The sequence below is a fragment of the Moraxella sp. HMSC061H09 genome (assembly GCF_001809255.1).
GTDB lineage: Bacteria > Pseudomonadota > Gammaproteobacteria > Pseudomonadales > Moraxellaceae > Moraxella > Moraxella catarrhalis.
Genome location: NZ_KV796849.1, coordinates 296,558 through 316,938, shown reverse-complemented (window position 1 = coordinate 316,938; position 20,381 = coordinate 296,558). Strand labels below are relative to the sequence as shown.

Below are 20,381 nucleotides of genomic sequence, written 5' to 3'. Positions count from 1 at the left end.
GGTACACCAAAGCCGCCCATCAAGGGGTTGCAAAAGCCCAAAATAATCTGGGCGTGATGTATGAAAAAGGCAAAGGCGTGCGTCAAGACCATCACAAAGCACTTAAATGGTACACCAAAGCCGTAGGTCAAGGGCATGCAGATGCCCAATATAATCTGGGCGTGATGTATGCCCAAGGCCTGGGCGTACGCCAAGATTATCAAAAAGCGGTGGAGTGGTACACCAAAGCCGCCCATCAAGGGCATGCAGCTGCCCAATCTAATCTGGGCGTGATGTATTCCAAGGGTCATGGCGTACGCCAAAATAAAAGCACCGCCAAACGCTACTATAGTCAAGCCTGTGATAATGGAAATCAGCCAGGCTGTGATAACTACCGAATACTAAACGAACAAGGCTACTAGACGCTGATGATGCCCCATATCCCAAATCAAGCAAATCAAGAGAATGCGATGACAAACCTATTTCCCCAAGACTGGCGATTTGACACCGCCCAACTCAAAGGCATAAGCACAGATGGCAAATGGCTATTACCGCCCCTTGTTGATCTGTGTGCCAGATTGCGAGAACCGGGACATCAGTCGCACGGCACACTGGCAAGCGAGGGGCGAGCGGCACGCCAAAATGGCTTTTTGCATGTGGTCATGCCACCTGATACCAGCCCTGTGCTAGAAAACGGCTCACTGTTAAAGGGTCTCAAACAAAAAGCATGGGCAGACGGTGGCATTTACTTGCATGTTTTGGGGGCATTGAGTGCAGGCTTAGAGGGTAAACAACCTGCCAATCTGGCAGGGCTAAAACAAGGCGGTGCTATCGGTGTGAGCAATACAGCGGCAGGTTTTGAGAGTGATTTGGTATTGTTACGCTGTTTAGAATATGCAGCGACCTTTGACATCAAAGTCTTCTTCTACCCTGATGAACCCAGTTTATCGGCAGGGGGTGTGGCTCACGATGGCTATATCGCATCTTTTCATGGATTGCAAGGCATTCCGTGGCTGGCTGAGACCATCGCATTATCCAAGCAAATTTTGATGACCGAAGAGACAGGCATTCATGCACATTTTAGCCAAATCACTTGTCGCACCTCGGTAGAGCTGATCCGTCATGCCAAACAAAAGGGCTTGCCCATTACCTGTGATGTGGCGATGCACCAGTTGCACCTGACCGATGATGACATTGAGGGTTATAACGCTCATGCTTATGTATTGCCCCCTTTGCGTAGTAACACCGACCAACAAGCTCTTATCAAGGGTCTCCAAGATGGTACGATTGACGCCATCTGTTCTCATCATGAACCACTGTCAAGCAGTGCCAAACAAGCCCCCTTTGCCCAATGCCAAGCAGGGATTAGTAACTTTGATACTTTTGCGTCATTGGGGGTGAAACTGGTGGCAGATGGCGTGTTAAGTACTGAGCAGTTGGTAGAAAAAATCTGCCTAAATCCTGCCAAAATTGCAGGCATTACAGATTATGAGCGCATTGGTGGGGCGGTACTCATTGACCCACATCAAGCATGGACGGTAACCAAAGACAGTATGCTATCAGCAGGCAAGAACACGCCTTTTTTGGGGCAGAAGCTGACAGGAAGGGTGGAGAAAGTCTTTTTTGATGGCTAAAACTGCTATTTTTGATGACAATGGGTGATACATCATGGATAAGACCCTATTTTTATTTGTGCCAGCAACACGCCTTGATTGGGTATCAAAAGCCAAGCAATCTAAAGCAAATGCCATCATCATTGACCTAGAAGATGCCGTCGCAGATGACCAAAAAAATCACGCACGCACAGCACTGATGGCATTAGATGCCAAAGGCGAGTGTGGCTATTGGCTGCGTATCAATGCCGTGCATAGCATGCATCATCTTGATGATATTACTTGTATGCTTAAGCTTAATCATCTGCTTGGTGTTGTGTTGCCAAAATGCCAAAATAAACACCAAGTTGAAAGCGTGTATCACCACATTCATAAGCCTGTCATTGCCATGATTGAGACAGCGGTGGGGCTAGCAAATATTGCTGGTATCGCACAAGCTGATGGACTTTGGGCGATGAGTTTTGGTAGATTGGATTTGATGTATGAGCTGGGTGTGCAACCAGATTCGCCAGCATCACAGCTGATTTTTGATAAAATTCGTACTGATTTATTGATTCATTCTGTGGCAAATGGTCTTCATCCGCCCATTGAGACCATTTTTAATGATTTTGAAGATGAAACAGGATTGGCCGCTTGTGTGCGCCACTGGTGCGATTTTGGGTTTGCAGGTCAGATGATGATTCATCCAAAACAAATTGCTGTTGCTGATGGCGTGCTAACAGCACAAGCCGAACAAATGGCTTTTGCCCATACCATTTGCCAAAAATACCAAAAAACAGGCGAGACGGTCTTTGCCATTGATGGTAAGATGGTTGATTTGCCACTGATTAACTGGGCAAAAAACCTAATAAAAGTCGCCAAAAATTAGGCGTTATCTGTCGTAATGGCAATGGCTTGATTGATGTTTAATTGACCTTGCAGCACCATGAATAATCTGTCTATGCCTAAGGCAATGCCGCAACAATCAGGCAGATGATCGCAGGCAGCAAGCAGACGATAGTCAATGGGCATGATGGGCAGACCTTGGCGGTGGCGTTCATGATTATCTTGCTCAAAACGCTTTAGCAGCTCTTGGCTGTTGGCAAGTTCATCATAAGCATTGGCAATCTCAACGCCATGAATATACAGCTCAAAGCGTCTTGCAATCTCATAACCATCAGCATCGACCGCTGTTTTGGCAAGGGCGGCGGTAAGCTTTGGATAATTGATAACCAAGGTAGGGTTTTGTAAGCCCAATTTTGGCTCAATAAGATGGCTAAATAATAAATCCAACCAGCCTTGTTTGTCATCGCCCATATCCAAATGAATGTTGTGAGCGACAGCACACTGACGCAAGATATTTGGCGTATTCATATCATCAAATGGGTGTATGCCCAAATAATGTACAAATGCTTGAGCGTAGCTAATTTGGGTTAAGTGGATGGGTTTTTGATAAACAACGCTTAATAGTTCTGATAATTCATCAGCCAATGCATCTAGGCTAAAATTTGGGCGATACCATTCTAGCATGGTAAACTCAATATTATGGCGATGGCCTTTTTCGTTATCACGAAATACTTGGCATATCTGATAAATGGGCGTCTGATAAGCAGCAAGCAATCGCTTCATCGCAAACTCAGGCGATGTATGTAGATAGCCTTTGGCTTGACCTGTAGCACCTTGGAATGTTGCTTGAACCGATTGGATATATACATCAGTATTGGCTGCTTGCGATAATATCGGTGTTGTGACCTCCATGATATTGCGTGCCTCAAAAAATGCTCGAATATGCTGTAGCATTTGAGCCCGTTTTTTGGCATTCATCAAAGTTAAGGTAGGTGCATACTCACTGGCCATCATACAAAAATTTGCCTTATTATTAATAAATATTTAAAAATTAAACTGTTGTTAATCAAAAATCCATTCTCGCCGTAAATGGTAATTTTTGCGAAGCATGTCAAATTGATTACCCAAAATATGTGGACAAGCTGCCGCTTTTAGTGCTTCAAAATCAGCCTGAATATCATAAAACCAAGCCAGTGGCTGTTGGTTTTTATGGTTTAAGAGCATAGAAAAATGATAAGGGTTGGGCGGTAGTAATGCCAAAAAGTGCTGGAGGATTGGTAAGTTAAAGGTTTGGCAAAAGGCTTGATAAATCATATCAGTCCCACGGATTTTACCTTCAAGGGTATAGCCTGCAATGTGTGGTGTTGCCAGTTTGAGTGCATAAAGTAGCTGTTGGCTGATGAATGGCTCATTAGGAAAAACATCTAACACAACCGATAATTGCTTTTGGTTAATGGCAGCTAACAGGGCGGATTCATCAATAATTTCTCCTCGAGCACTGTTAATCAGTAAGGCCTTTGGGCGGATTTTTGCCAAGGTTTGAGCGTTTAGCATTTGATAAGTTGGGTGGCTACCTGTTTTTGTCAATGGTGTATGAATGCTGATGACATCACAATCTAAAATCTCATCTAAGCTTGCATTGTTGATAGAGTCAGTCGCCAAAAAAGGATCAAAGCCAAATACCTGCCAGCCCAGTCGTTTGGCATAGCGTGCTAGAGTATTGCCAATATTGCCAAGTCCGATAATGCCTAATCGCAGATTGGTTTTTGGGGATTGATGGGCATGCAATATGGCTGTTATGACATATTGGGCAACCGAATGCTTACTACAGCCTGATGCATTGGCAAAATTGATATGATGGTCGGCAAGATACTTGGTGTCAATATGGTCAATACCGATCGTTGCAGAGCCGATAAACTTAAGCGGTGTGTTGCTCAAGTCGCCCAAATTTTCTTGGGTTACCTGCGTTACTGAGCGAATGAATAATGCATCTGGTTGATGGGTGATGAGACTTTGGCGGTCAATGGCACGCCCTGCCATCTTGATAAGCTCCACCTGATGACATAAAAGATAATCATCAAGATTGGCAATATTTTCATCAGCAAGAACCCGAAGCATTAGTCATCCTTAGTTAAGTTAGGTTGTTGTTTATTGCTAGGGGTGGGGTTGGTATCAGCCAATAACGCTTTACCATCTGCGACCACAAAGCCGCTTGCTTGGTTAATAAAAATCTCATTTTTGTGCTGACTTATCCACTCACGCCACACCGCCAAGCCAATGGCAAGCACCACAGGCCCGATGAACAACCCCACAAAACCAAATGCCGTCAAGCCCCCAAGTACACCAATAAAGATGATGATGAAGGGGATTTTGGTTGCACCACTGATGACGATGGGTCGAATCAAATTATCCACCCAGCTGATGACTAAAATTCCCCATAAGCCAAGTCCAATGCCTTCGGTGGTATGTCCTTGCGATAATAACCACACCGCCACACCGCCCCATGCAAAGGGCGTACCAAAGGGGATGAGTGCCACCACAAAGGTGATGAGTGTGAGTAAAATGGGGTTGGGAGCGTTGGTAAAAGCATAGCCCATCCCTGCCAAAATCGCCTGAGCCAAGGCAGTCAATCCAATGCCATACACCACCGCTTGTGTGGTTGCTCCTACCGAGTCAATGTAATCATCAATGCGGTCGCCGATGATGTTACGCATGGCTTGACGGATTTGGCGTACCAAACTTTTACCATCTCTATAAAAGAAAAACAACGTCATCAGAGCCATGCCAAGTTTGGCAAGGTTTTTTAGCACCGCATCAAAGGCCATTTTGCCATAATACAAATGCGACTGCACCCAAGCACGCACCGCCTCCATCGTGGTTTCAGGGTTTTTGTTAATCTCCCAAAGCGTGTCTTTAATCGTCTGTCCGATAACAGGTAAGTCCTTGATTTGGCTGGGTAAATCTAAATATCCTGCTTGTAGGCGACGAATTACCATGCCAACAAAACTTAGCACTTCATGTTGTAGGTAGAACACACCCACAATAAGCGGTACGCCAATCATGAGCGAGATGCAAAAAGTCATCAAAAACGCACTAAAACTGGGGCTTAGACGGACTTTGGTGTGAAAAAAAGTATAAATGGGAAAGGTAACATATGCCAAAATCCCTGCCCATAATGCTGGCACGATAAAAAATCGCACTACTTTAAAGCACAGTACAATCAAGATAACAAGCAAGGTCAAAGCGAGTAGGCGTTGTAAGACGAACTCTCTATTCCATTGTTCAATCATGGTTTCATCATGGTTCAATCGCGGTTTTGGCGTGGTTTTTGAAGTTTAACATAACAAACTCAAAGAAGAAATTGAATTGGGAATGTTGCTACTTATTATGCCAAAAACTTGATAAAAATGCTTGGGGATTTTGTGGTGTTTGCGTTGCACAAGATTAAGCAAATCTGTTAAAAAACCACTAGGGTAACGCGTGAGCAAGCCTATTTAGACCACCTGCAAAGGCGATTTTGTCCTTGTTGCTGTATGGTTTTTGTCCGCCCATGCTTTTGGGGTCAAGCACACCCGTACCACGAAGCGACTCCATAAAATCTCGGGCATTTAATCTGGGTTTGATGTTATCTTTGCGAAATTCCTCACCCCGTGGGGTCAAAACCTTTGCCCCTTTTTCTAGCACATCATTGGCAAGCGGAATGTCGCTTGTGATGACCAAATCGTTGGGCTGCGCTGTCTGTAAGATATATTCATCCGCCACATCAAAGCCAGCACCAACCACAACATACGATAAAAATGGCGATGGTGGCAGTTTGGTCATCCGATTTGCCACAAATACCGCCATCGTTTGGGTGCGATTGGCGGTTTTGATGATGAGCTCTTTGGCAATGACAGGCAGTGCGTCGGCGTCAATGAGTATTTTCATAGCGAACAAGTTCAGTCATGGATAAAATACCAGTCGTTATGATGTGAGCAATTGTGTGATATTGGTTACAATCCCATCATTATCATCACTCATCACTGTAATATGTCCAATCTTACGACCGTCTCGCTCTGCCTTGTGATAATGATGAAAATGCACTCCTGTATGGGTCAAAAGCTCGCTGACATCAGGATATTTGCCGATGACATTTAGCATGACAGACGGCTTGATGATGCCTGTATCGCCAAGCGGTAAGCCCAATACGGCTCGGATGTGGTTTTCAAATTGGCTGGTATTTGCCCCCTCAATCGTCCAATGTCCAGAGTTATGCACGCGTGGGGCAATCTCATTGGCGATGAGTCCATCATCACTGACAAAAAGTTCTAAGGTCAAAACACCAACATAATCAAGATGACTTAGGATTTTACTGATATTGGATTGGGCTTGCTCGATGAGATGGTCGGCGTTGGCAGCAGGTGCAATGGTTTTTGATAAAATGCCATTGGTGTGATGATTTTCAACCAAAGGATAGTAACAAATATCACCGTTTTGACTACGCACAGCGATGATAGAGACTTCACGGCTAAAGTGAATGAACCCTTCGGCAATGAGTGGTGCAGGTGCGTCGGTCAACCCGCCATCACCAGTGACAGCGTCGCCAAGCTCCTCCCAAGCGGTGGCGATGTCGCTTTGTGTTTTGATGACAAATTGTCCTTTGCCGTCATAGCCGCCTCGGCTGGTCTTTAAGACCAAAGGTAACCCAAGTTTGTTGGTGGCAGTTTGTAGCTCATCTAAGCTGTTTACTGCCATAAATGGTACGGTGTCAATATTTAGCCGATTAAACAATACCTTTTCTGCCAATCGGTCTTGGGCGATTTCCAAAGCATTGGTCGGCGGAAACAGACTGCCTTTATGCTCAAGGCTTGCCAGTGATTTAGCCGTCTTGATAGGCGTATTTTCAAATTCCAATGTAAAGACATCGCTGGCGGTGATAAAATCATCAAGCTCATTGTATTTAAATACTTGTCCATATAAAGCAGCTGGCACACCGTCAGCATCTTCTAAAAAAACGCAACGATGGCCGAGCTTTAAGGCGGCTTGAGCCAGCATCATGCCAAGCTGCCCACCGCCAAGAATACCGATGGTTTTGATGGAATCAGTCATAAAAGATATCCAAAAAATTAGCAAAAAATTTTGGATATTATCGCATATTTTAATAAAAAATGGGCGTTAATTTGCCAAATGCTGATTCATCAGTGATTGACAATCCCTGGATGGGGGCTTGTTAGCACTGTCTGGGTCTGTTTTTGGCGAAATTCATCCAGTTTTGTGGCAAGGGCATCATCATCGATGGCAAGTATCTGTATTGCCAGCAGTCCAGCATTGAACGCACCAGCATCTCCAATGGCAAGCGTACCGACCGCCACGCCTTTGGGCATTTGTACGATGGATAATAAACTGTCCCAGCCTGACAGTGTGCTTGATTTGACGGGTACGCCAAGCACAGGCAATGGGGTTTGGCTGGCACACATACCAGGCAGATGAGCCGCTCCGCCTGCCCCTGCGATGATGACTTTTAAGCCCTTATCTTTGGCGGTTTTGGCATAGTCAAAGAGTTTATCTGGTGTGCGATGTGCTGAGACGACTTGACACTCAAAGGGGATGCCAAAATCTGCCAAAATCTGTGCCGATAAAGACATGGTTGCCCAATCGGACTGACTGCCCATGATGATACCAACCTTTGGGGTGCCAGTGGGGGATGTGATGGGAGCAGGACTTGGGGCGTGTTGGGTGTTTGACATGATAATCCTTAAAAATAATAAACGAATAAGTTAGCACATTTGCTAAAAAATGGCAATTTCTGTCTTTATTCTTTGGATTTATCTGCGGTATGAATATACTGTACAAAATTTTCATTTGATAGTATGGGGTTTTTGGTATCAAATTGATAAGCAGTCAGGTAGCCATTCATGCCAGCGGAATAGTCAGTACAAACCACCTGATTTGATAAGATGCTTGGCGTGCCATCAAGCCAATAATGACCAATAAAAATTGGCTGATGAGTGGTCAGCTCAAAATCCATCGGCAAAGGTTTGATATCTAAGTCGCTGGGCAGGTTCATTGTCGCTCTAGTGCCAAGCTGTGCAATCTCAGACAGTGGGTGATTTTGCCAGTCTTTTTGCCACCATTTGATACGAGTACGCCTACGCACGATGTCATGCCCATCCACAAGTACCACACCTGCAGGTAAGGGGCTTTCGATACCCTTTAAAAGTCTTTCAAGCGCATAAAACTCGGTAGAGCCACTCATAGCGGTTGCGATGATGCCACGCTGGGTGATGCGATGATCGGGGGTGAGATAGGGTGCAAGTGCTGCTTGTGCCTTCGTATCCCAGCAGGCGTGTACGATATTCAATTCAGGCAGCTCAAGCCATAGCGGTAGTTCATAAAGGCGAGAGAGCCAATAATAGTAGTCATCAGAACCAATGGGTGCTTCATCCAAAAATGCTTGATGCTGCTTGGTATTTCGGCTGGTATGGGGGCGACAATAGCCACCATCAGGATGTGGCGTAGCGTATCCGATAGCATTGTATTCGTGATTGCCCATGATGGCAAGTGCTTGATTGTTGTCAAGCATGTCAAAGACAATTTGTAATGTGGCTAACTGCTGATTGCCCCTGTCAATAAAATCACCAATAAAAATCGCTTGATGACCGTGTGGGGCGATATGACTGATGCCATCATGAATATAGCCCAATTTATCAAGCAGTCCTGCTAATTTGTCGGCGTGTCCATGAATGTCGCCAATAATGTCATAAATCATCACAATCCCCTTGTATCTTAATCTACTTTTTGCCTGCTACTATAGCACATTTACCCAAAAAGAACATTGGCTAAAATCACGACACAAAGTCACTGATACCAAATCAAATTAGCATTATCATAAAAATGGTCGCTGGACTTTTATAACCAAGGCTGTTATAGTGGCTAAATTTATGGGTGATTGGTTTATGCCGATTAAGCCTGATTTATTGCAAATTTTGTATCAAGATGCGTGCATGGTGATTATCAATAAACCTGCAAATATGTTGGTGCATCGCTCTTGGCTGGATAAACATGAAACTTGTTTTGTGGTGCAAACTTTGCGTAACCAAATCAATCAACATGTCTACCCTGTACATCGTCTTGATAGACCAACCTCAGGCGTATTGGTCTTTGCTTTAGACAGTCAGACAGCAGGATTATTAGCCAAACAATTTGAGAATCATCACATCCAAAAATCTTACTTGGCGGTGGTGCGTGGTATTATTGGTACTGGGCGGATTGATTATGCACTAAAACCACGCCTTGATAAAATTGCCGATAAGTTTAGCAATCCCAATAAAGCATCCAAATCTGCCATAACCGATTATCAGGTTCTTGCCACAACACAGCAACCATTTATATCGTGTCGGCGTTTTGATAGTTCTCGATATTCTTTGGTTTGCTTAACACCAATCACAGGGCGAAAGCATCAGTTGCGTCGCCATATGAAGCATATTTTTCATCCCATTGTTGGTGATACCACTTATGGCGATAAAGTGCAAAATCGTGCTGTGCTTGCTCATATTGGTGTCAAAAGACTGTTGTTGCATGCTCATCAGTTACAGTTTTGTCATCCGTTATATGATGAGATGATCCGTATTGTTGCACCCTTAGATACGGCCTTTTGTCAAGTAATGACAGCGTTTGGGTGGTCTGATGTGGACTTGATGGCTTAAAAAACAACCTCAAAAGGGCTTGACGATTACCAAAATCACGACTGCAATTAATATGACAACAGGAATTTCATTAAACCATCGCCAATAAACATGGCTCTTATAGTGCGGGTTTTGAGCCAGTTTTAGGCGAAATTTACCACATGCTAAATGATAGATGCTAAGCAAAATAACCAACAATAGCTTTGCATGTAACCAGCCTTGAGATAAGTATAAGCTTGGCGAGAAGCTTATCATCCAAAGACCAAAACCCCATGTGGCAATCATCGATGGTGTCATGATACCACGATACAATTTACGCTCCATCAGGCTAAAGCGTTCGATACTGGTTGTATCTTGGCTCATGGCATGATAGACAAATAATCTAGGCAAATAAAAAATTCCTGCAAACCAACAAACCATCGAAATAACATGAAAAGCCTTGATATATAAAAACACAGTTTCACCCATTAAAAATCATTGTTGGTGATATTTTACCATCAATGATAAACGCTGACACATTGCATTGATAAAAACAAGCAGACAAAAATAACAATAAAGACGATGAGAGATTATCGTCTTTATTTAAATGAATGGCTGTCACAAAAAAATTGATTGGTTAAAATGCCATTTGTGCACCCACAAATCCACCAACTTTTGTATCATGATCTTGGTGATTGGCTTGTATACCAGCATTCAAATGAGTGTTATTACCCAAAGCAAGTGTTGCACCTAAATGTGCGTGCGTTGTGTGCTTTTTATCAAAGGGCACGGTTGTGACAAAGCTGCGATGATAATCACGGTTGGATAATACAGCTGTCTCAACAGTTTTGTTATTGTCTTTAAACTCATGCTGATAACCCAATCCTGCCAAAAGGTTTAGTTTATCATTCATGGCATAATCAATATTAACGCCAATATCAGCTTGCAAAGACTGATGGTCAGGCAGCTTAAAACTTAGAGCAGTTGATAGATTTGGTTGATTTTCAAAGAAGCGATTCTGCTTGATATCTTGAGCATGAATACCGACATAAGGACGATAGGTAACATTGTTTTGGGTAAATCCATAGCTGCCTTGTACACTTGCATATCGACGCTGACCTGTGGCATGTGCTTGATGGTTGCGATTCTCACCGTCCCACATGATTTGGCGTAAGCTTTGTGTACTTAAATGGTCAACCCCAAGGTTGGCACTGATGCGTAAGTGATCAAAATCATGGCGATGATACAAACCAATGCCTGTTTGTTTGACATCAGCGGTTATAGAATCGCTTAGATGATAATCTTGTTGTTGGTAGGTTAAATATGCCCCTGTATGCTGGTTAGGTCGTGCAATATCAAGTCCAAGTTTGATGGTAGGGCGGTCTATTTTATTGCGTGTATCAAGCGATTGATTGCTGATGCTGCCATCAATCCATAGCGATTGTTGATGATTGTTAAGACTGTCTAAGCGGCGTACCAATTGTTGCTGGCTTTGTTGACCATGTTTAATCAGATGCTGGGGTAGTTGACCCATTTGGTTGGGGCTATCGATAATAGAGCGATAATATTGTGCCAAAATGCGATGCGTACGCCCTGAAGGGTGAATTTTATCAGCAAACGCATAAGTTTCATTGGCATTGGCGGCGGTTTGTTGCCAGTCGCTTGGTTTACATGCTAACGATGATAAATTGGCATCTAGGTTTTGGCAAGCAGGTTCGGTCACATTACTAAACCCAAATCCTGCTGGATTACTAACCGCCTCTTTGAGTAGGGCAAAGGTATTGGCAGCAATGACATTGGTGGTTTGGTTGTTTAAACTTTGATATAAAGTTTGGTTGTAGATATGAGCAGACAATGATGCTGTGGCAGATTTGGTCGGATCTTGGGCGTATTCTGGCGTGACGCCAACATCAGGAAGACTGGGTACTAAAATGTGTTTTGCACCTGCTTGCCCAAGCTGCCCAACCAAATTGGCTTGGTCATTGGCAGCGGTGGTAATGATTTCGGCTGCTTGCAACTGGGTTGGTGCTTTGGCTGCCTCAAACAAATCATTGGCACCTGTCCAAACAGTATACAATGCTTTGGGGTCGGCTTGATGATTATTTAAGGTCAGGTAGCGATTGATTTGGGTTTGTGCTGATGGGATGGTAAATAAAGGAATGGTGAAAAAAGGAACAGGTGCATTTTTGACCACATCTTCTTTAGTTCTTGCACCACCAACGGCATAGTTTGTACCAGTTAAGGTTGTTCCATCATTGGCATCGGCGGTATGTCCATAAGATTTTGCCAATATGCTTGACCAAACTGGATCGGTATTGGTCGTAAACGATGGTTGGGCTTGATTAAAAACAGAAGACGCCAGACTGTTTTTGCCAATCTGCACCAAGCGTCCTGTGTCAGTTAGGCTATCACCAAAAAATACGGTTTGGCTAAATTCTTGGGCGGTGGCGATGCTGCTTAAGCCCATCAGTGCAATCGCCATTGATAAAGGGCGGTATGTATGAGCCACCGCTTTGAGCGTTCTTTGGGCGATATTTTGAGTATGAAGACTTTTGGCCTTAGTCGTTTTAAAAGAAAGATGATCAATCATCACGGTTTCCTTATTGGCTACATTAAATAAAATCTATCACAATCAAGCATGGTGATCTTTATTGCTATTTTTTATGATTTGGTTGCTGTTAAAGATAAACCATTAAAGCTATGCTGACAGTGGGCAATTATGGGGCATCTCGGCAGTCATCACCGCACCACTCATAGCATCAATAATTTTGGGCTTTGGGGCAGGTTTAGAGGGCGTTAACCCAAGCTCAGCCATCAGACGGTCATCGTGTGATGTGGACTGATTGCCTGTGGTGAGTAATTTATCACCATAAAAAAATGAGTTTGCGCCTGCCATAAACGCCAATGCTTGCTCACCATCACTTAAACTTTCACGCCCAGCAGATAGGCGGACATAGCTTGTTGGGCAACAGATACGAGTTACCGCAATGGTACGAATCCATTCAATGACCGATAATCGACCTTCGGCAATGACTTTATCACCAAGTGGCGTACCAGCAATCGGTACAAGTAAATTAACAGGAATGGACTGCGGTGGAATGGGCATTTGGGTCAGCTCATACACCCAATCAATACGGTCTTCACGACTCTCACCCATACCAACAATAGACCCTGAACAAACATTAATACCTGCATCACGCACATGGCTAATGGTTGCCAACCGTTCATCATAAGTGCGTGTGCTTGTTACCGTATCATAGTAATTGCGAGAGGTATCAAGATTGTGGTTATAATAATCAAGGCCTGCATCTGCCAAAGTTTTGGCTTGTTCTGGCTTTAGCATACCTAAAGTCATGCAAGTCTCAAGTCCCATGGCCTTAACTTCACTGATTAAATCCACCAAATAAGGCATGTCTTTTTCGCTGGGGTGTTTCCAAGCTGCACCCATACAAAAGCGTGATGAACCTTGTGATTTGGCACGGCGAGCAGCGGCAAGCACTTTTTTGATTTCTAAACGCTTTTCGGCGGTCAGACCTGTTTTATCTCGGTAATGACCTGATTGAGAACAGTAGCCACAGTCTTCAGGGCAATTACCCGTTTTGATAGATAATAGCGTACTAATTTGTACTTCATTGGCGTTGAAATGCTCACGGTGTACCGTTTGTGCTTGCATCAGCAAATCCATCAAAGGTAGCTCGAATAAGCGTGCGATTTCTTCCTTTGAAATAAGTATCTTCATTAATCAATCTCGCTTAAATTTGGTAAACAATTGTACTCAAAAATTTGCCAAATAGCAACCGCATTTCATGGGCATGTCTCATGCATCTCAAAGCTGATGGTTTTTTAAGTCAATTATTTGGTCATTTTTTGCTTGATGCCGTCAAAAAAACCTTTGGTGCGTTTGGCGTATGGCTTAATGGCATCAATATATCCTTGATATTCTTTGGGAATGCTGGCGGCTTGTTTACCAATACCTGCAAGCCAAAGTACCAACTTGTAATCACCCGTGATTTTAACATCACCATCTTGAATGGCGGTCATTAATGCTGCAACATCGCCTTTGGTGAATAATTTTGCACCTGTTAGCGAATCTTTAAAGTCAATCGTCAAATCAGGATGATCAGCTTTACCTAAAGCCTGTCCAAAATATCCTTGCTCAAAGCGAAAATAACGCTCAACATTGGGTGCGGTAAATTGAATGCACAGCGATTTATCTTTGATAAGCTGGTTGAATGCTTCATTATTGCGTGATTTGGCAAGGTTTTGTAATCGCAAACCCATGATTGCCAATAATGCATCTAAAGGGTCAGTTTTTACATGAATGATAGGCAAGGTAAACATGATATTTCCTTAAATTTTTAAATTAAATTAATTAAATTAATTAAATTAAATTGTATAAAACACAAATCAAGATTGGTAATCTAGCCTGTGACCTAAGGCATAAATGACACCTTCAAGCCCTGTGATATTAACCGCAGCCGATGCCTTGGCTTGCACAATCGGCTTGGCATGATAGGCAATGCCAAGGTCGCTATTTGCCATCATGGGTAAATCATTGGCACCATCGCCAATGCAGATGACTTGTTGCATGGGCAACCCTAAGCGTTCAGCTACTTTTTTGACGATAAGGGCTTTTTGATGACCGTCTAAAATATTATCATCTACCATGCCTGTTAAGGCATTGCCATCGTGAAGTAAAGGATTGGCATAATATTCATCCATACCAAGAACTTGGCTGATGTGTTTGGCAAAGGGTTCAAAGCCACCTGAAATGAGTACTGTATGATAGCCAATGGCCTTAAGTGCACGCATGGCAGCAACAGCACCTGGCTGAATGTGAATGTGTTTGGCGATAATCTCATCAATACTATCTAAAGGTATGCCCTCTAAAAGTGCAACACGGCGGGCAAAACTTGTGGCAAAATCAATCTCACCACGCATGGCTTGTTCAGTAATGATAGAAACTTGCTCTTCGACACCACAAAATTTTGCCAATTCAACAATCACCTCTTCTTCAATGAGCGTTGAATCCATATCAAAACATGCCAAGCGATGGCGTGTGAGCATTTTGTCTACTGATAAAATATGGACATCAGCACGAATAACATTTGATAAATAACTGGTGATTTGGTCATCAATGATATGTGCCGCCGCAGTTTTGCTGATTTGACCCATGTCATGCTTTGGTGCTAATAGATAACGATGAATATTCACTTTGGCTAATGGGTAATCGACACTGATCAGATGTGCGTGAGCCTTGGCAATATTATCATCTTCAACGACAGACAGTTGCCAATGAGCTTCGGTATCTACCCAGTTTTGCATCAAAGTATCAATATCGGCTTCTTGGCTTGATGGTGTCACCACAATGATAGCAAATAAAGGCAGTTGTGATAGTTTTGCTGTGATGTCATTGGCGGTAAAATCATAACCAATCACCTCATTTGGCAAATGATCCGCAACGGTATTTAAAGCGGTTTGCCATGCTTGGCTATTTTTTGGTAGAGCATAAGTAAAAGACATATCAAACCTTTGGGGTAGCTATTATGATTGAATAGAATTTTACATATTAGCAGTTAATCAGGTATTTTAAAAGACTTAAAGCGAATTTTCTAGGTGCAAGATGGGTTTAATCCATCAAACTGATTTTTTAATTTTTAAAAAATACTGAGATAGCCACGATGGTATTGCTCAAATTTTCATTGATAAGCTGATAAAATCCTGTCAAGCCCATAGCTATTGAAATAATTAATGCTATAATACTAGGATTTAATTTTTATGATTTGGCAACTCTCATGACATACTTAGCACCCAGACAGGGTATTTTTGCGGCAATCGTTTTGGCGAGCTTGGTTTTGCATTTATTATTTTTTGTCATCAGCACCGAGCGAGGCATCAGCACACAAAATCAACAGGCGGTTGAACGCAGTGTTATGATGCTAAGTCAGGAAATCGCAGCACCACTGGCAGCTTATGATCGTGTTAGTATGAGCGTCATTGCAGGGCCTTATGTTGATGAGCCTATGATTGCTTATGTGGGTATTTATGACAGCCAAGGCGGCGTATTGGTACCGCTTGGAGAATCGGCAGAAGGCTATCGTGCCGAAGAGGTGGTGATATCAGGGGATCAGGTGCTTGGCAAAGTGGTTGTACAAGCCAAAACAGTCAGCCGTGCCAAGATTTTGTCAGGCAATTGGGTATTTTTATTGAGCGTGATTGGGCTACATATCATCTTGTGGCTGATTTATGGCTATGTGGCGCGTCCAACCGAGGCACTTAAATCCCAAATTGCCAAAGAAGTGCGTACCGAGCTACTTTCTAAAGGTATTTTGCCCGAGCAAATTACAGACGAACCTGCGACACACATTCAATCAACTGAAGATGACGATGTGGTATCTGATGACGAGATAACCGCATCAACATCAACCGAAAACCAAAGCAATCCAAGTCATACCAAGCTTGAACTTGCTGCTGCTTATACCGTTCAAGTTCAGTTCCAAGATCCGTACAGCTTATTGACAACGGTCAGCATTGAGTCTAAAGATGCATATTTTGCTTTATGTGATCAGTTATTTGAAAGAGCGTGTCATGCATTGCTTGAGTTGCCTTTATTTGCAGGCGTGGCAATGATTGACCAAAACCCATTCACCGAGCAAGGAGCATCAGTGACACTTTATGCCACGGATGATCATGCCAAAACAGCGGCAGCGGCGGCGCTACTTTCTCAGCTTTTATTGATGGTCAATGAAGTGGTATATCAAAAGCACCGTGAACTAAAACGCTTTGCCTTACCCATCAAGACCGTTACCAGTGATTCAGAATTGTCAGATGTTGCCAAATCCATCTTAACCATCCGCAAAGAAAAGTCACTGATTATTTTTGCAGAGGCTGGGCGTAATCAAGCCGCCATGTATATGACTTTATCCGCCATCACGCACCCAAGTACGGTACATGAACGAGATAGCCGAGAAGTTGTTGGAATGACGAGCGCCACTGCTGATCGACTAAAAATTGCACGAGATAAAACGCTACTTGGTGATGATAATGCTTGACAAAATATTCAATTCGCTTTATAAGGCTACAGTAAAGACCTGATTTTTATAAAGCGTCAGGTCGTATACAAATTTCAACGCACTGGGAGTCATTATGAGTAATATTAATGATGATTTTGATGATGATAATTTTGATGAAGATGCTGATGCCATTTTGGTTGATGAAAGTAAGACAAAACCCCTTGAAAAACGCCTAAAAATTGATGCTTTGCTTGAAGAGCAGCGTCTAAATAAGTTAAAGCGTGCGCTTGAGGATGGTGATGACTTTACCGAATTTGACGATTTAGATGATGATTTAGATGATGATTTTTAAACTCTAATTTTTTAAAATCTAAAGATTGTTTTGGATATAAATTAAGCTGTCATAATCACCTTTGGGCGACAATATTTGACCCACAATAGTAATGAGTTTGTTATGAATAAACAAGAATTGTTTGAGTATTTAGAATCATCAGCTAACGAAATGGGCTTAGATCCAATCGCAGCCCATGGATTTTTGACAGCGACTGTGGTGGGCAAGCCACTACCAAATTGGATATCGGCATTTTTTGAAGGTGCAGATGCGCAAGTGCCAGATGAGGTCAAATCAGCACTAAAGGCATGGCAACAAGCGTTGGTTGATACTCTAAAATCAGAGCAACCTATCGAGTTGCCCTTTGATGCCAGTGAAGAGGCGGAAGATTTTAGTGAAGATGGCGACTTGGCAGCATGGGCAATTGGTTTTGTTGATGCGATGTACTCGGATGAAAATGTGGATTGGTTTGATGATGCAGCGACCGAAGAAGATGTGGCGATGCTAACTTTACCGATGGTGTTATTATCAGGCATTGATGAAGAAATGGATGAAATGCGTGATGATGAAACCCTAGCCCAAATGGCAAATGCACTTGAAGATAATATCACAGAGCTGTTTTTATTATTTCATACCGATGACTAAGAACTCTTAGATCAGTTAGGCAGGGTGGGGACAGCTGTCTTTGCCCTGTTTTATTATCTTAAGATGATGAAATTACTATGATAAATCTAAGTCAATGCAGAGAATGGTCATGCAATTATCAAATTTAGAATACCTACCCAACCATATCATCACCGAAAGATTGGATGTGGTTTACGGCAACACTGTGCGTAGTAAACATGTGGGCAAAGATTTTTTGTCAGGACTAAAAAACATCGTTGGTAGCGAGCTGACTGCTTACACAGAGCTTCTTGAAGAAGCACGCCAAGAAGCGATGAATCGTATGATTACCAAAGCACAAGTATTAGGCGCTGATGCGATTGTCGGTATTCGTTTTTCAACATCAAATATCACCGCAGGCGCATCAGAGCTTTTTGTTTATGGTACGGCGGTCAAAGTACAAAAGAAGTTTGATCCTTTTGGGCAAAGCTTAGATGAGTTGCCAGTAGGTTGATTTCTGATGAGCCTTGAAGAGTTTTTTGATAAAAAGCCTGATTTGGCTTGTTTTGGTTACCACTGGTTGGTATTTTGGTGCCCGTGCCGAGCGTGGTCATCTAAAAAGCTTGATGGCAGATGAGCAAAAATACCAGCACATCCAAGTCTCAAGTGAGCGTTTTTATGAACCCAAAGGTATCAATGAATCAATCTTGGTGGTTGGCAGTGTCGTAATTGCTCAGGATAAATTCAAACAGGTTGTAGCGGCGATGTTAAGCTTATTTGGCAAAAATTTAACCGTCTATGAGACGCTGCTTGACCGTGCTCGCCGAGAAGTGGTGCTGCGTGCTAAGCGTCAGGCGAATGATGCAGGCTGTCATGCGTTATATGGGTTAAGATTTGAGATGACCGAGGTGCAAGGTGGTGTTGAGATATTGGCTTATGGTGTGGCAGTTAAGTGATGCGTAAGTTCGCTTAAATTATCAGAACACTCTGCCAAACAATTTTTTATAATATCAAGTGGCAGGCTTTTGAAATTTTGTAGATGATATTGGGTCTGAGCGTGGGTAAATTTTCTTTGGTTTAGTGTTATCGTTTGATTGAGAATTGAAAACCCCTTGAAATTCTAATTTCAAGGGGTTTATATTTGGTAGGCGTAAACGGACTCGAACCATCGACCCCCACCATGTCAAGGTGGTGCTCTAACCAACTGAGCTATACGCCTGTATAATAGGACGCTATTTTACCAAATTTTTTATAGATTGCAAGCATTTTTTATCATTAATTTCATTTTTTTATTTGAATACTGATAAATATCAATCGGTGTCTTAAATGGATGGTTTGGTCGCTCTTGAACCAATTTAGGAACCAAATAACCTGGTAAGGCTTCAAGCAACTGCCAATATAGCCCAACAGCGTCATGAATATCGATGTCAAAGTGTGCCGCCCCTTGAACCTTATCAAGTATGTGCAGATAGTAGGGTAGGATTCCAGCACCAAACAGATCTTGATTAAGCTTACTTAAAGTCTGAATGTCATCATTGATGCTGGCAAGTAGCACACTTTGATTTAATAAAGTTGCACCTGCATCTTTGAGCTGTTTGGTTTTAGCGATCAATTGATCATCAATTTCATTGGGGTGATTGATGTGCAGCACAATCACGATATTTTTTTGATAATGACGAATCAGTGCAATGAGCTCATGATCCACACGGTTAGGTAATACCACAGGCAGGCGAGTGTGAAGTCGCACCGTACGAATGTGACCAATGGCAGTAATCTTATCCAACCAAAGCTTAAGTCGCTTGTTGTTTAGGCTCAAAGGATCGCCACCGCTTAAGATTACCTCATTAACTTCTGTGTGCTTGGTGATGTAATCCATCACTTCATCCATTTCATGCGTGCTTGGTTGATTGGCATGATAATCAAAATGCTGGCGAAAACAGTAGCGACAATGTACCGCACATGCACCCGTCACGGTCAGCAGGACACGAGATTGATATTTGTGCAATAAACCTTTGATGGGGTTGTGATTATTTTCATCCAAAGGATCGGTACTATAGCCATCAACGGTCATCCTTTCTCGTCCATCGGGAAGTACTTGGCGTAAGAGTGGGTCATGAATATCGCCTTTTTTCATTTTTTTGATAAAGGCGTGCGGTACTCGTAAACCAAACTGCTTGGGCGTATGTGAATGAGCCTGTTTTGGTAAATCAAGCAGCGTAAATAAAGTATCCAAATCGCTGACCGCTGCTGATAGCTCGGCTTGCCAATCTTGAAAATCATCAGATGAGTCAGCGTGATAAATTTTTTTTGTAGAAATCATGGTTTTATTTTGACAAAAATTACTAAAACTTTATATAATGAAGTGTTACGCTGC

Annotated in this window: 22 protein-coding genes and 1 tRNA gene; 9 read left to right on the top strand and 14 right to left on the bottom strand. The window is 42.8% G+C overall.

What is annotated here, in order from left to right; genetic code table 11:
- From HMPREF2573_RS05615 to HMPREF2573_RS05605, 3 genes are all read left to right on the top strand, one after another.
- Positions 1 to 401, top strand: a 401-nt coding sequence (locus HMPREF2573_RS05615; RefSeq protein ID WP_148129128.1) for a tetratricopeptide repeat protein, incomplete at its 5' end; no start/stop codon positions are given.
- 48 nt (positions 402 to 449) lie between these two features.
- Positions 450 to 1,613: a dihydroorotase gene (locus HMPREF2573_RS05610; RefSeq protein WP_070472851.1), complete on the top strand. Its 1,164-nt coding sequence runs from the start codon at positions 450 to 452 to the stop codon at positions 1,611 to 1,613.
- A gap of 34 nt (positions 1,614 to 1,647) precedes the next feature.
- The gene (locus HMPREF2573_RS05605) at positions 1,648 to 2,460 is read left to right on the top strand and encodes an HpcH/HpaI aldolase/citrate lyase family protein (RefSeq protein ID WP_003660845.1); all 813 of its coding nucleotides are present in this window, start codon (positions 1,648 to 1,650) and stop codon (positions 2,458 to 2,460) included.
- On the opposite strand, the gene epmA is transcribed toward HMPREF2573_RS05605, so the two are convergent.
- From epmA to HMPREF2573_RS05570, 7 genes are all read right to left on the bottom strand, one after another.
- A complete protein-coding gene (epmA, locus tag HMPREF2573_RS05600; RefSeq protein ID WP_003672901.1) occupies positions 2,457 to 3,431 on the bottom strand; it encodes an EF-P lysine aminoacylase EpmA in 975 nt (324 codons plus the stop codon). The genes HMPREF2573_RS05605 and epmA overlap by 4 nt on opposite strands.
- A 48-nt stretch (positions 3,432 to 3,479) precedes the next feature.
- The gene (locus HMPREF2573_RS05595) at positions 3,480 to 4,535 is read right to left on the bottom strand and encodes a 4-phosphoerythronate dehydrogenase (RefSeq protein ID WP_003672902.1); all 1,056 of its coding nucleotides are present in this window, start codon (positions 4,533 to 4,535) and stop codon (positions 3,480 to 3,482) included.
- Positions 4,535 to 5,707, bottom strand: coding sequence for an AI-2E family transporter (locus HMPREF2573_RS05590; RefSeq protein ID WP_003659021.1), 1,173 nt, complete (start codon positions 5,705 to 5,707; stop codon positions 4,535 to 4,537). The genes HMPREF2573_RS05595 and HMPREF2573_RS05590 overlap by 1 nt, the downstream gene beginning before the upstream one ends.
- Positions 5,708 to 5,885: 178 nt before the next feature.
- Entirely contained in the window at positions 5,886 to 6,344 is a 459-nt protein-coding gene (locus HMPREF2573_RS05585; RefSeq protein ID WP_003672903.1) for a YaiI/YqxD family protein, read from the bottom strand.
- Positions 6,345 to 6,380: 36 nt separating this feature from the next.
- Positions 6,381 to 7,505, bottom strand: coding sequence for a 5-(carboxyamino)imidazole ribonucleotide synthase (locus HMPREF2573_RS05580; protein ID WP_003672116.1), 1,125 nt, complete (start codon positions 7,503 to 7,505; stop codon positions 6,381 to 6,383).
- Between the two features lie 89 nt (positions 7,506 to 7,594).
- A complete protein-coding gene (gene purE / locus HMPREF2573_RS05575) occupies positions 7,595 to 8,143 on the bottom strand; it encodes a 5-(carboxyamino)imidazole ribonucleotide mutase (RefSeq protein WP_003659025.1) in 549 nt (182 codons plus the stop codon).
- Positions 8,144 to 8,208: 65 nt separating this feature from the next.
- The gene (locus HMPREF2573_RS05570) at positions 8,209 to 9,165 is read right to left on the bottom strand and encodes a metallophosphoesterase (RefSeq protein WP_003660835.1); all 957 of its coding nucleotides are present in this window, start codon (positions 9,163 to 9,165) and stop codon (positions 8,209 to 8,211) included.
- A 172-nt stretch (positions 9,166 to 9,337) separates the two neighbouring features.
- Between HMPREF2573_RS05570 and truC the strand changes: the two genes are divergently transcribed.
- Positions 9,338 to 10,102, top strand: a complete 765-nt coding sequence (gene truC, locus HMPREF2573_RS05565) for a tRNA pseudouridine(65) synthase TruC (protein WP_003660833.1) — start codon at positions 9,338 to 9,340, stop codon at positions 10,100 to 10,102.
- A 9-nt stretch (positions 10,103 to 10,111) separates the two neighbouring features.
- Here the strand turns inward: truC and hemJ are convergent, their stop codons facing one another.
- From hemJ to serB, 5 genes are all read right to left on the bottom strand, one after another.
- Positions 10,112 to 10,549 (bottom strand): protoporphyrinogen oxidase HemJ, encoded by a 438-nt coding sequence (gene hemJ, locus HMPREF2573_RS05560; protein ID WP_003659031.1) that lies wholly within the window; start codon positions 10,547 to 10,549, stop codon positions 10,112 to 10,114.
- 148 nt (positions 10,550 to 10,697) lie between these two features.
- Positions 10,698 to 12,650 (bottom strand): autotransporter outer membrane beta-barrel domain-containing protein, encoded by a 1,953-nt coding sequence (locus HMPREF2573_RS05555; protein ID WP_003659036.1) that lies wholly within the window; start codon positions 12,648 to 12,650, stop codon positions 10,698 to 10,700.
- Between the two features lie 108 nt (positions 12,651 to 12,758).
- Positions 12,759 to 13,799, bottom strand: a complete 1,041-nt coding sequence (gene bioB, locus HMPREF2573_RS05550; RefSeq protein WP_003659038.1) for a biotin synthase BioB — start codon at positions 13,797 to 13,799, stop codon at positions 12,759 to 12,761.
- A 113-nt stretch (positions 13,800 to 13,912) separates the two neighbouring features.
- Positions 13,913 to 14,401 (bottom strand): hypothetical protein, encoded by a 489-nt coding sequence (locus HMPREF2573_RS05545; protein ID WP_003659039.1) that lies wholly within the window; start codon positions 14,399 to 14,401, stop codon positions 13,913 to 13,915.
- Between the two features lie 66 nt (positions 14,402 to 14,467).
- Entirely contained in the window at positions 14,468 to 15,583 is a 1,116-nt protein-coding gene (serB, locus tag HMPREF2573_RS05540) for a phosphoserine phosphatase SerB (RefSeq protein WP_070472830.1), read from the bottom strand.
- 272 nt (positions 15,584 to 15,855) lie between these two features.
- Between serB and HMPREF2573_RS05535 the strand changes: the two genes are divergently transcribed.
- The 5 genes from HMPREF2573_RS05535 (at position 15,856) to HMPREF2573_RS05515 (ending at position 18,963) form a co-directional block, all read left to right on the top strand.
- On the top strand, positions 15,856 to 17,112 hold the full coding sequence (locus tag HMPREF2573_RS05535) for a hypothetical protein (RefSeq protein ID WP_003659042.1): 1,257 nt from the start codon (positions 15,856 to 15,858) through the stop codon (positions 17,110 to 17,112).
- 94 nt (positions 17,113 to 17,206) lie between these two features.
- A complete protein-coding gene (locus tag HMPREF2573_RS05530) occupies positions 17,207 to 17,425 on the top strand; it encodes a PA3496 family putative envelope integrity protein (protein ID WP_003659044.1) in 219 nt (72 codons plus the stop codon).
- A 102-nt stretch (positions 17,426 to 17,527) separates the two neighbouring features.
- On the top strand, positions 17,528 to 18,049 hold the full coding sequence (locus HMPREF2573_RS05525) for a UPF0149 family protein (RefSeq protein ID WP_003659046.1): 522 nt from the start codon (positions 17,528 to 17,530) through the stop codon (positions 18,047 to 18,049).
- A gap of 109 nt (positions 18,050 to 18,158) precedes the next feature.
- A complete protein-coding gene (locus HMPREF2573_RS05520) occupies positions 18,159 to 18,521 on the top strand; it encodes a YbjQ family protein (protein ID WP_003660823.1) in 363 nt (120 codons plus the stop codon).
- A gap of 25 nt (positions 18,522 to 18,546) precedes the next feature.
- A complete protein-coding gene (locus tag HMPREF2573_RS05515) occupies positions 18,547 to 18,963 on the top strand; it encodes a YbjQ family protein (protein WP_003659048.1) in 417 nt (138 codons plus the stop codon).
- 186 nt (positions 18,964 to 19,149) lie between these two features.
- Here the strand turns inward: HMPREF2573_RS05515 and HMPREF2573_RS05510 are convergent.
- Positions 19,150 to 19,226: transfer RNA gene (locus HMPREF2573_RS05510), tRNA-Val, on the bottom strand.
- Between the two features lie 30 nt (positions 19,227 to 19,256).
- Positions 19,257 to 20,327 carry an EF-P beta-lysylation protein EpmB gene (gene epmB, locus HMPREF2573_RS05505; RefSeq protein ID WP_003659050.1) on the bottom strand — a complete coding sequence of 357 codons (1,071 nt, stop codon included), beginning with the start codon at positions 20,325 to 20,327 and terminating at the stop codon, positions 19,257 to 19,259.
- Positions 20,328 to 20,381 lie beyond the last annotated feature (54 nt).

Excerpts from the sequence above, each read along its gene's own strand:
- HMPREF2573_RS05610 (WP_070472851.1), top strand. The coding sequence starts at position 450 with ATGACAAACCTATTTCCCCAAGACTGGCGATTTGACACCGCCCAACTC.
- HMPREF2573_RS05605 (WP_003660845.1), top strand. The coding sequence starts at position 1,648 with ATGGATAAGACCCTATTTTTATTTGTGCCAGCAACACGCCTTGATTGG.
- epmA (WP_003672901.1), bottom strand. The coding sequence starts at position 3,431 with ATGATGGCCAGTGAGTATGCACCTACCTTAACTTTGATGAATGCCAAA.
- HMPREF2573_RS05595 (WP_003672902.1), bottom strand. The coding sequence starts at position 4,535 with ATGCTTCGGGTTCTTGCTGATGAAAATATTGCCAATCTTGATGATTAT.
- HMPREF2573_RS05590 (WP_003659021.1), bottom strand. The coding sequence starts at position 5,707 with ATGATTGAACAATGGAATAGAGAGTTCGTCTTACAACGCCTACTCGCT.
- HMPREF2573_RS05585 (WP_003672903.1), bottom strand. The coding sequence starts at position 6,344 with ATGAAAATACTCATTGACGCCGACGCACTGCCTGTCATTGCCAAAGAG.
- HMPREF2573_RS05580 (WP_003672116.1), bottom strand. The coding sequence starts at position 7,505 with ATGACTGATTCCATCAAAACCATCGGTATTCTTGGCGGTGGGCAGCTT.
- purE (WP_003659025.1), bottom strand. The coding sequence starts at position 8,143 with ATGTCAAACACCCAACACGCCCCAAGTCCTGCTCCCATCACATCCCCC.
- HMPREF2573_RS05570 (WP_003660835.1), bottom strand. The coding sequence starts at position 9,165 with ATGATTTATGACATTATTGGCGACATTCATGGACACGCCGACAAATTA.
- truC (WP_003660833.1), top strand. The coding sequence starts at position 9,338 with ATGGGTGATTGGTTTATGCCGATTAAGCCTGATTTATTGCAAATTTTG.
- hemJ (WP_003659031.1), bottom strand. The coding sequence starts at position 10,549 with ATGGGTGAAACTGTGTTTTTATATATCAAGGCTTTTCATGTTATTTCG.
- HMPREF2573_RS05555 (WP_003659036.1), bottom strand. The coding sequence starts at position 12,650 with ATGATTGATCATCTTTCTTTTAAAACGACTAAGGCCAAAAGTCTTCAT.
- bioB (WP_003659038.1), bottom strand. The coding sequence starts at position 13,799 with ATGAAGATACTTATTTCAAAGGAAGAAATCGCACGCTTATTCGAGCTA.
- HMPREF2573_RS05545 (WP_003659039.1), bottom strand. The coding sequence starts at position 14,401 with ATGTTTACCTTGCCTATCATTCATGTAAAAACTGACCCTTTAGATGCA.
- serB (WP_070472830.1), bottom strand. The coding sequence starts at position 15,583 with ATGTCTTTTACTTATGCTCTACCAAAAAATAGCCAAGCATGGCAAACC.
- HMPREF2573_RS05535 (WP_003659042.1), top strand. The coding sequence starts at position 15,856 with ATGACATACTTAGCACCCAGACAGGGTATTTTTGCGGCAATCGTTTTG.
- HMPREF2573_RS05530 (WP_003659044.1), top strand. The coding sequence starts at position 17,207 with ATGAGTAATATTAATGATGATTTTGATGATGATAATTTTGATGAAGAT.
- HMPREF2573_RS05525 (WP_003659046.1), top strand. The coding sequence starts at position 17,528 with ATGAATAAACAAGAATTGTTTGAGTATTTAGAATCATCAGCTAACGAA.
- HMPREF2573_RS05520 (WP_003660823.1), top strand. The coding sequence starts at position 18,159 with ATGCAATTATCAAATTTAGAATACCTACCCAACCATATCATCACCGAA.
- epmB (WP_003659050.1), bottom strand. The coding sequence starts at position 20,327 with ATGATTTCTACAAAAAAAATTTATCACGCTGACTCATCTGATGATTTT.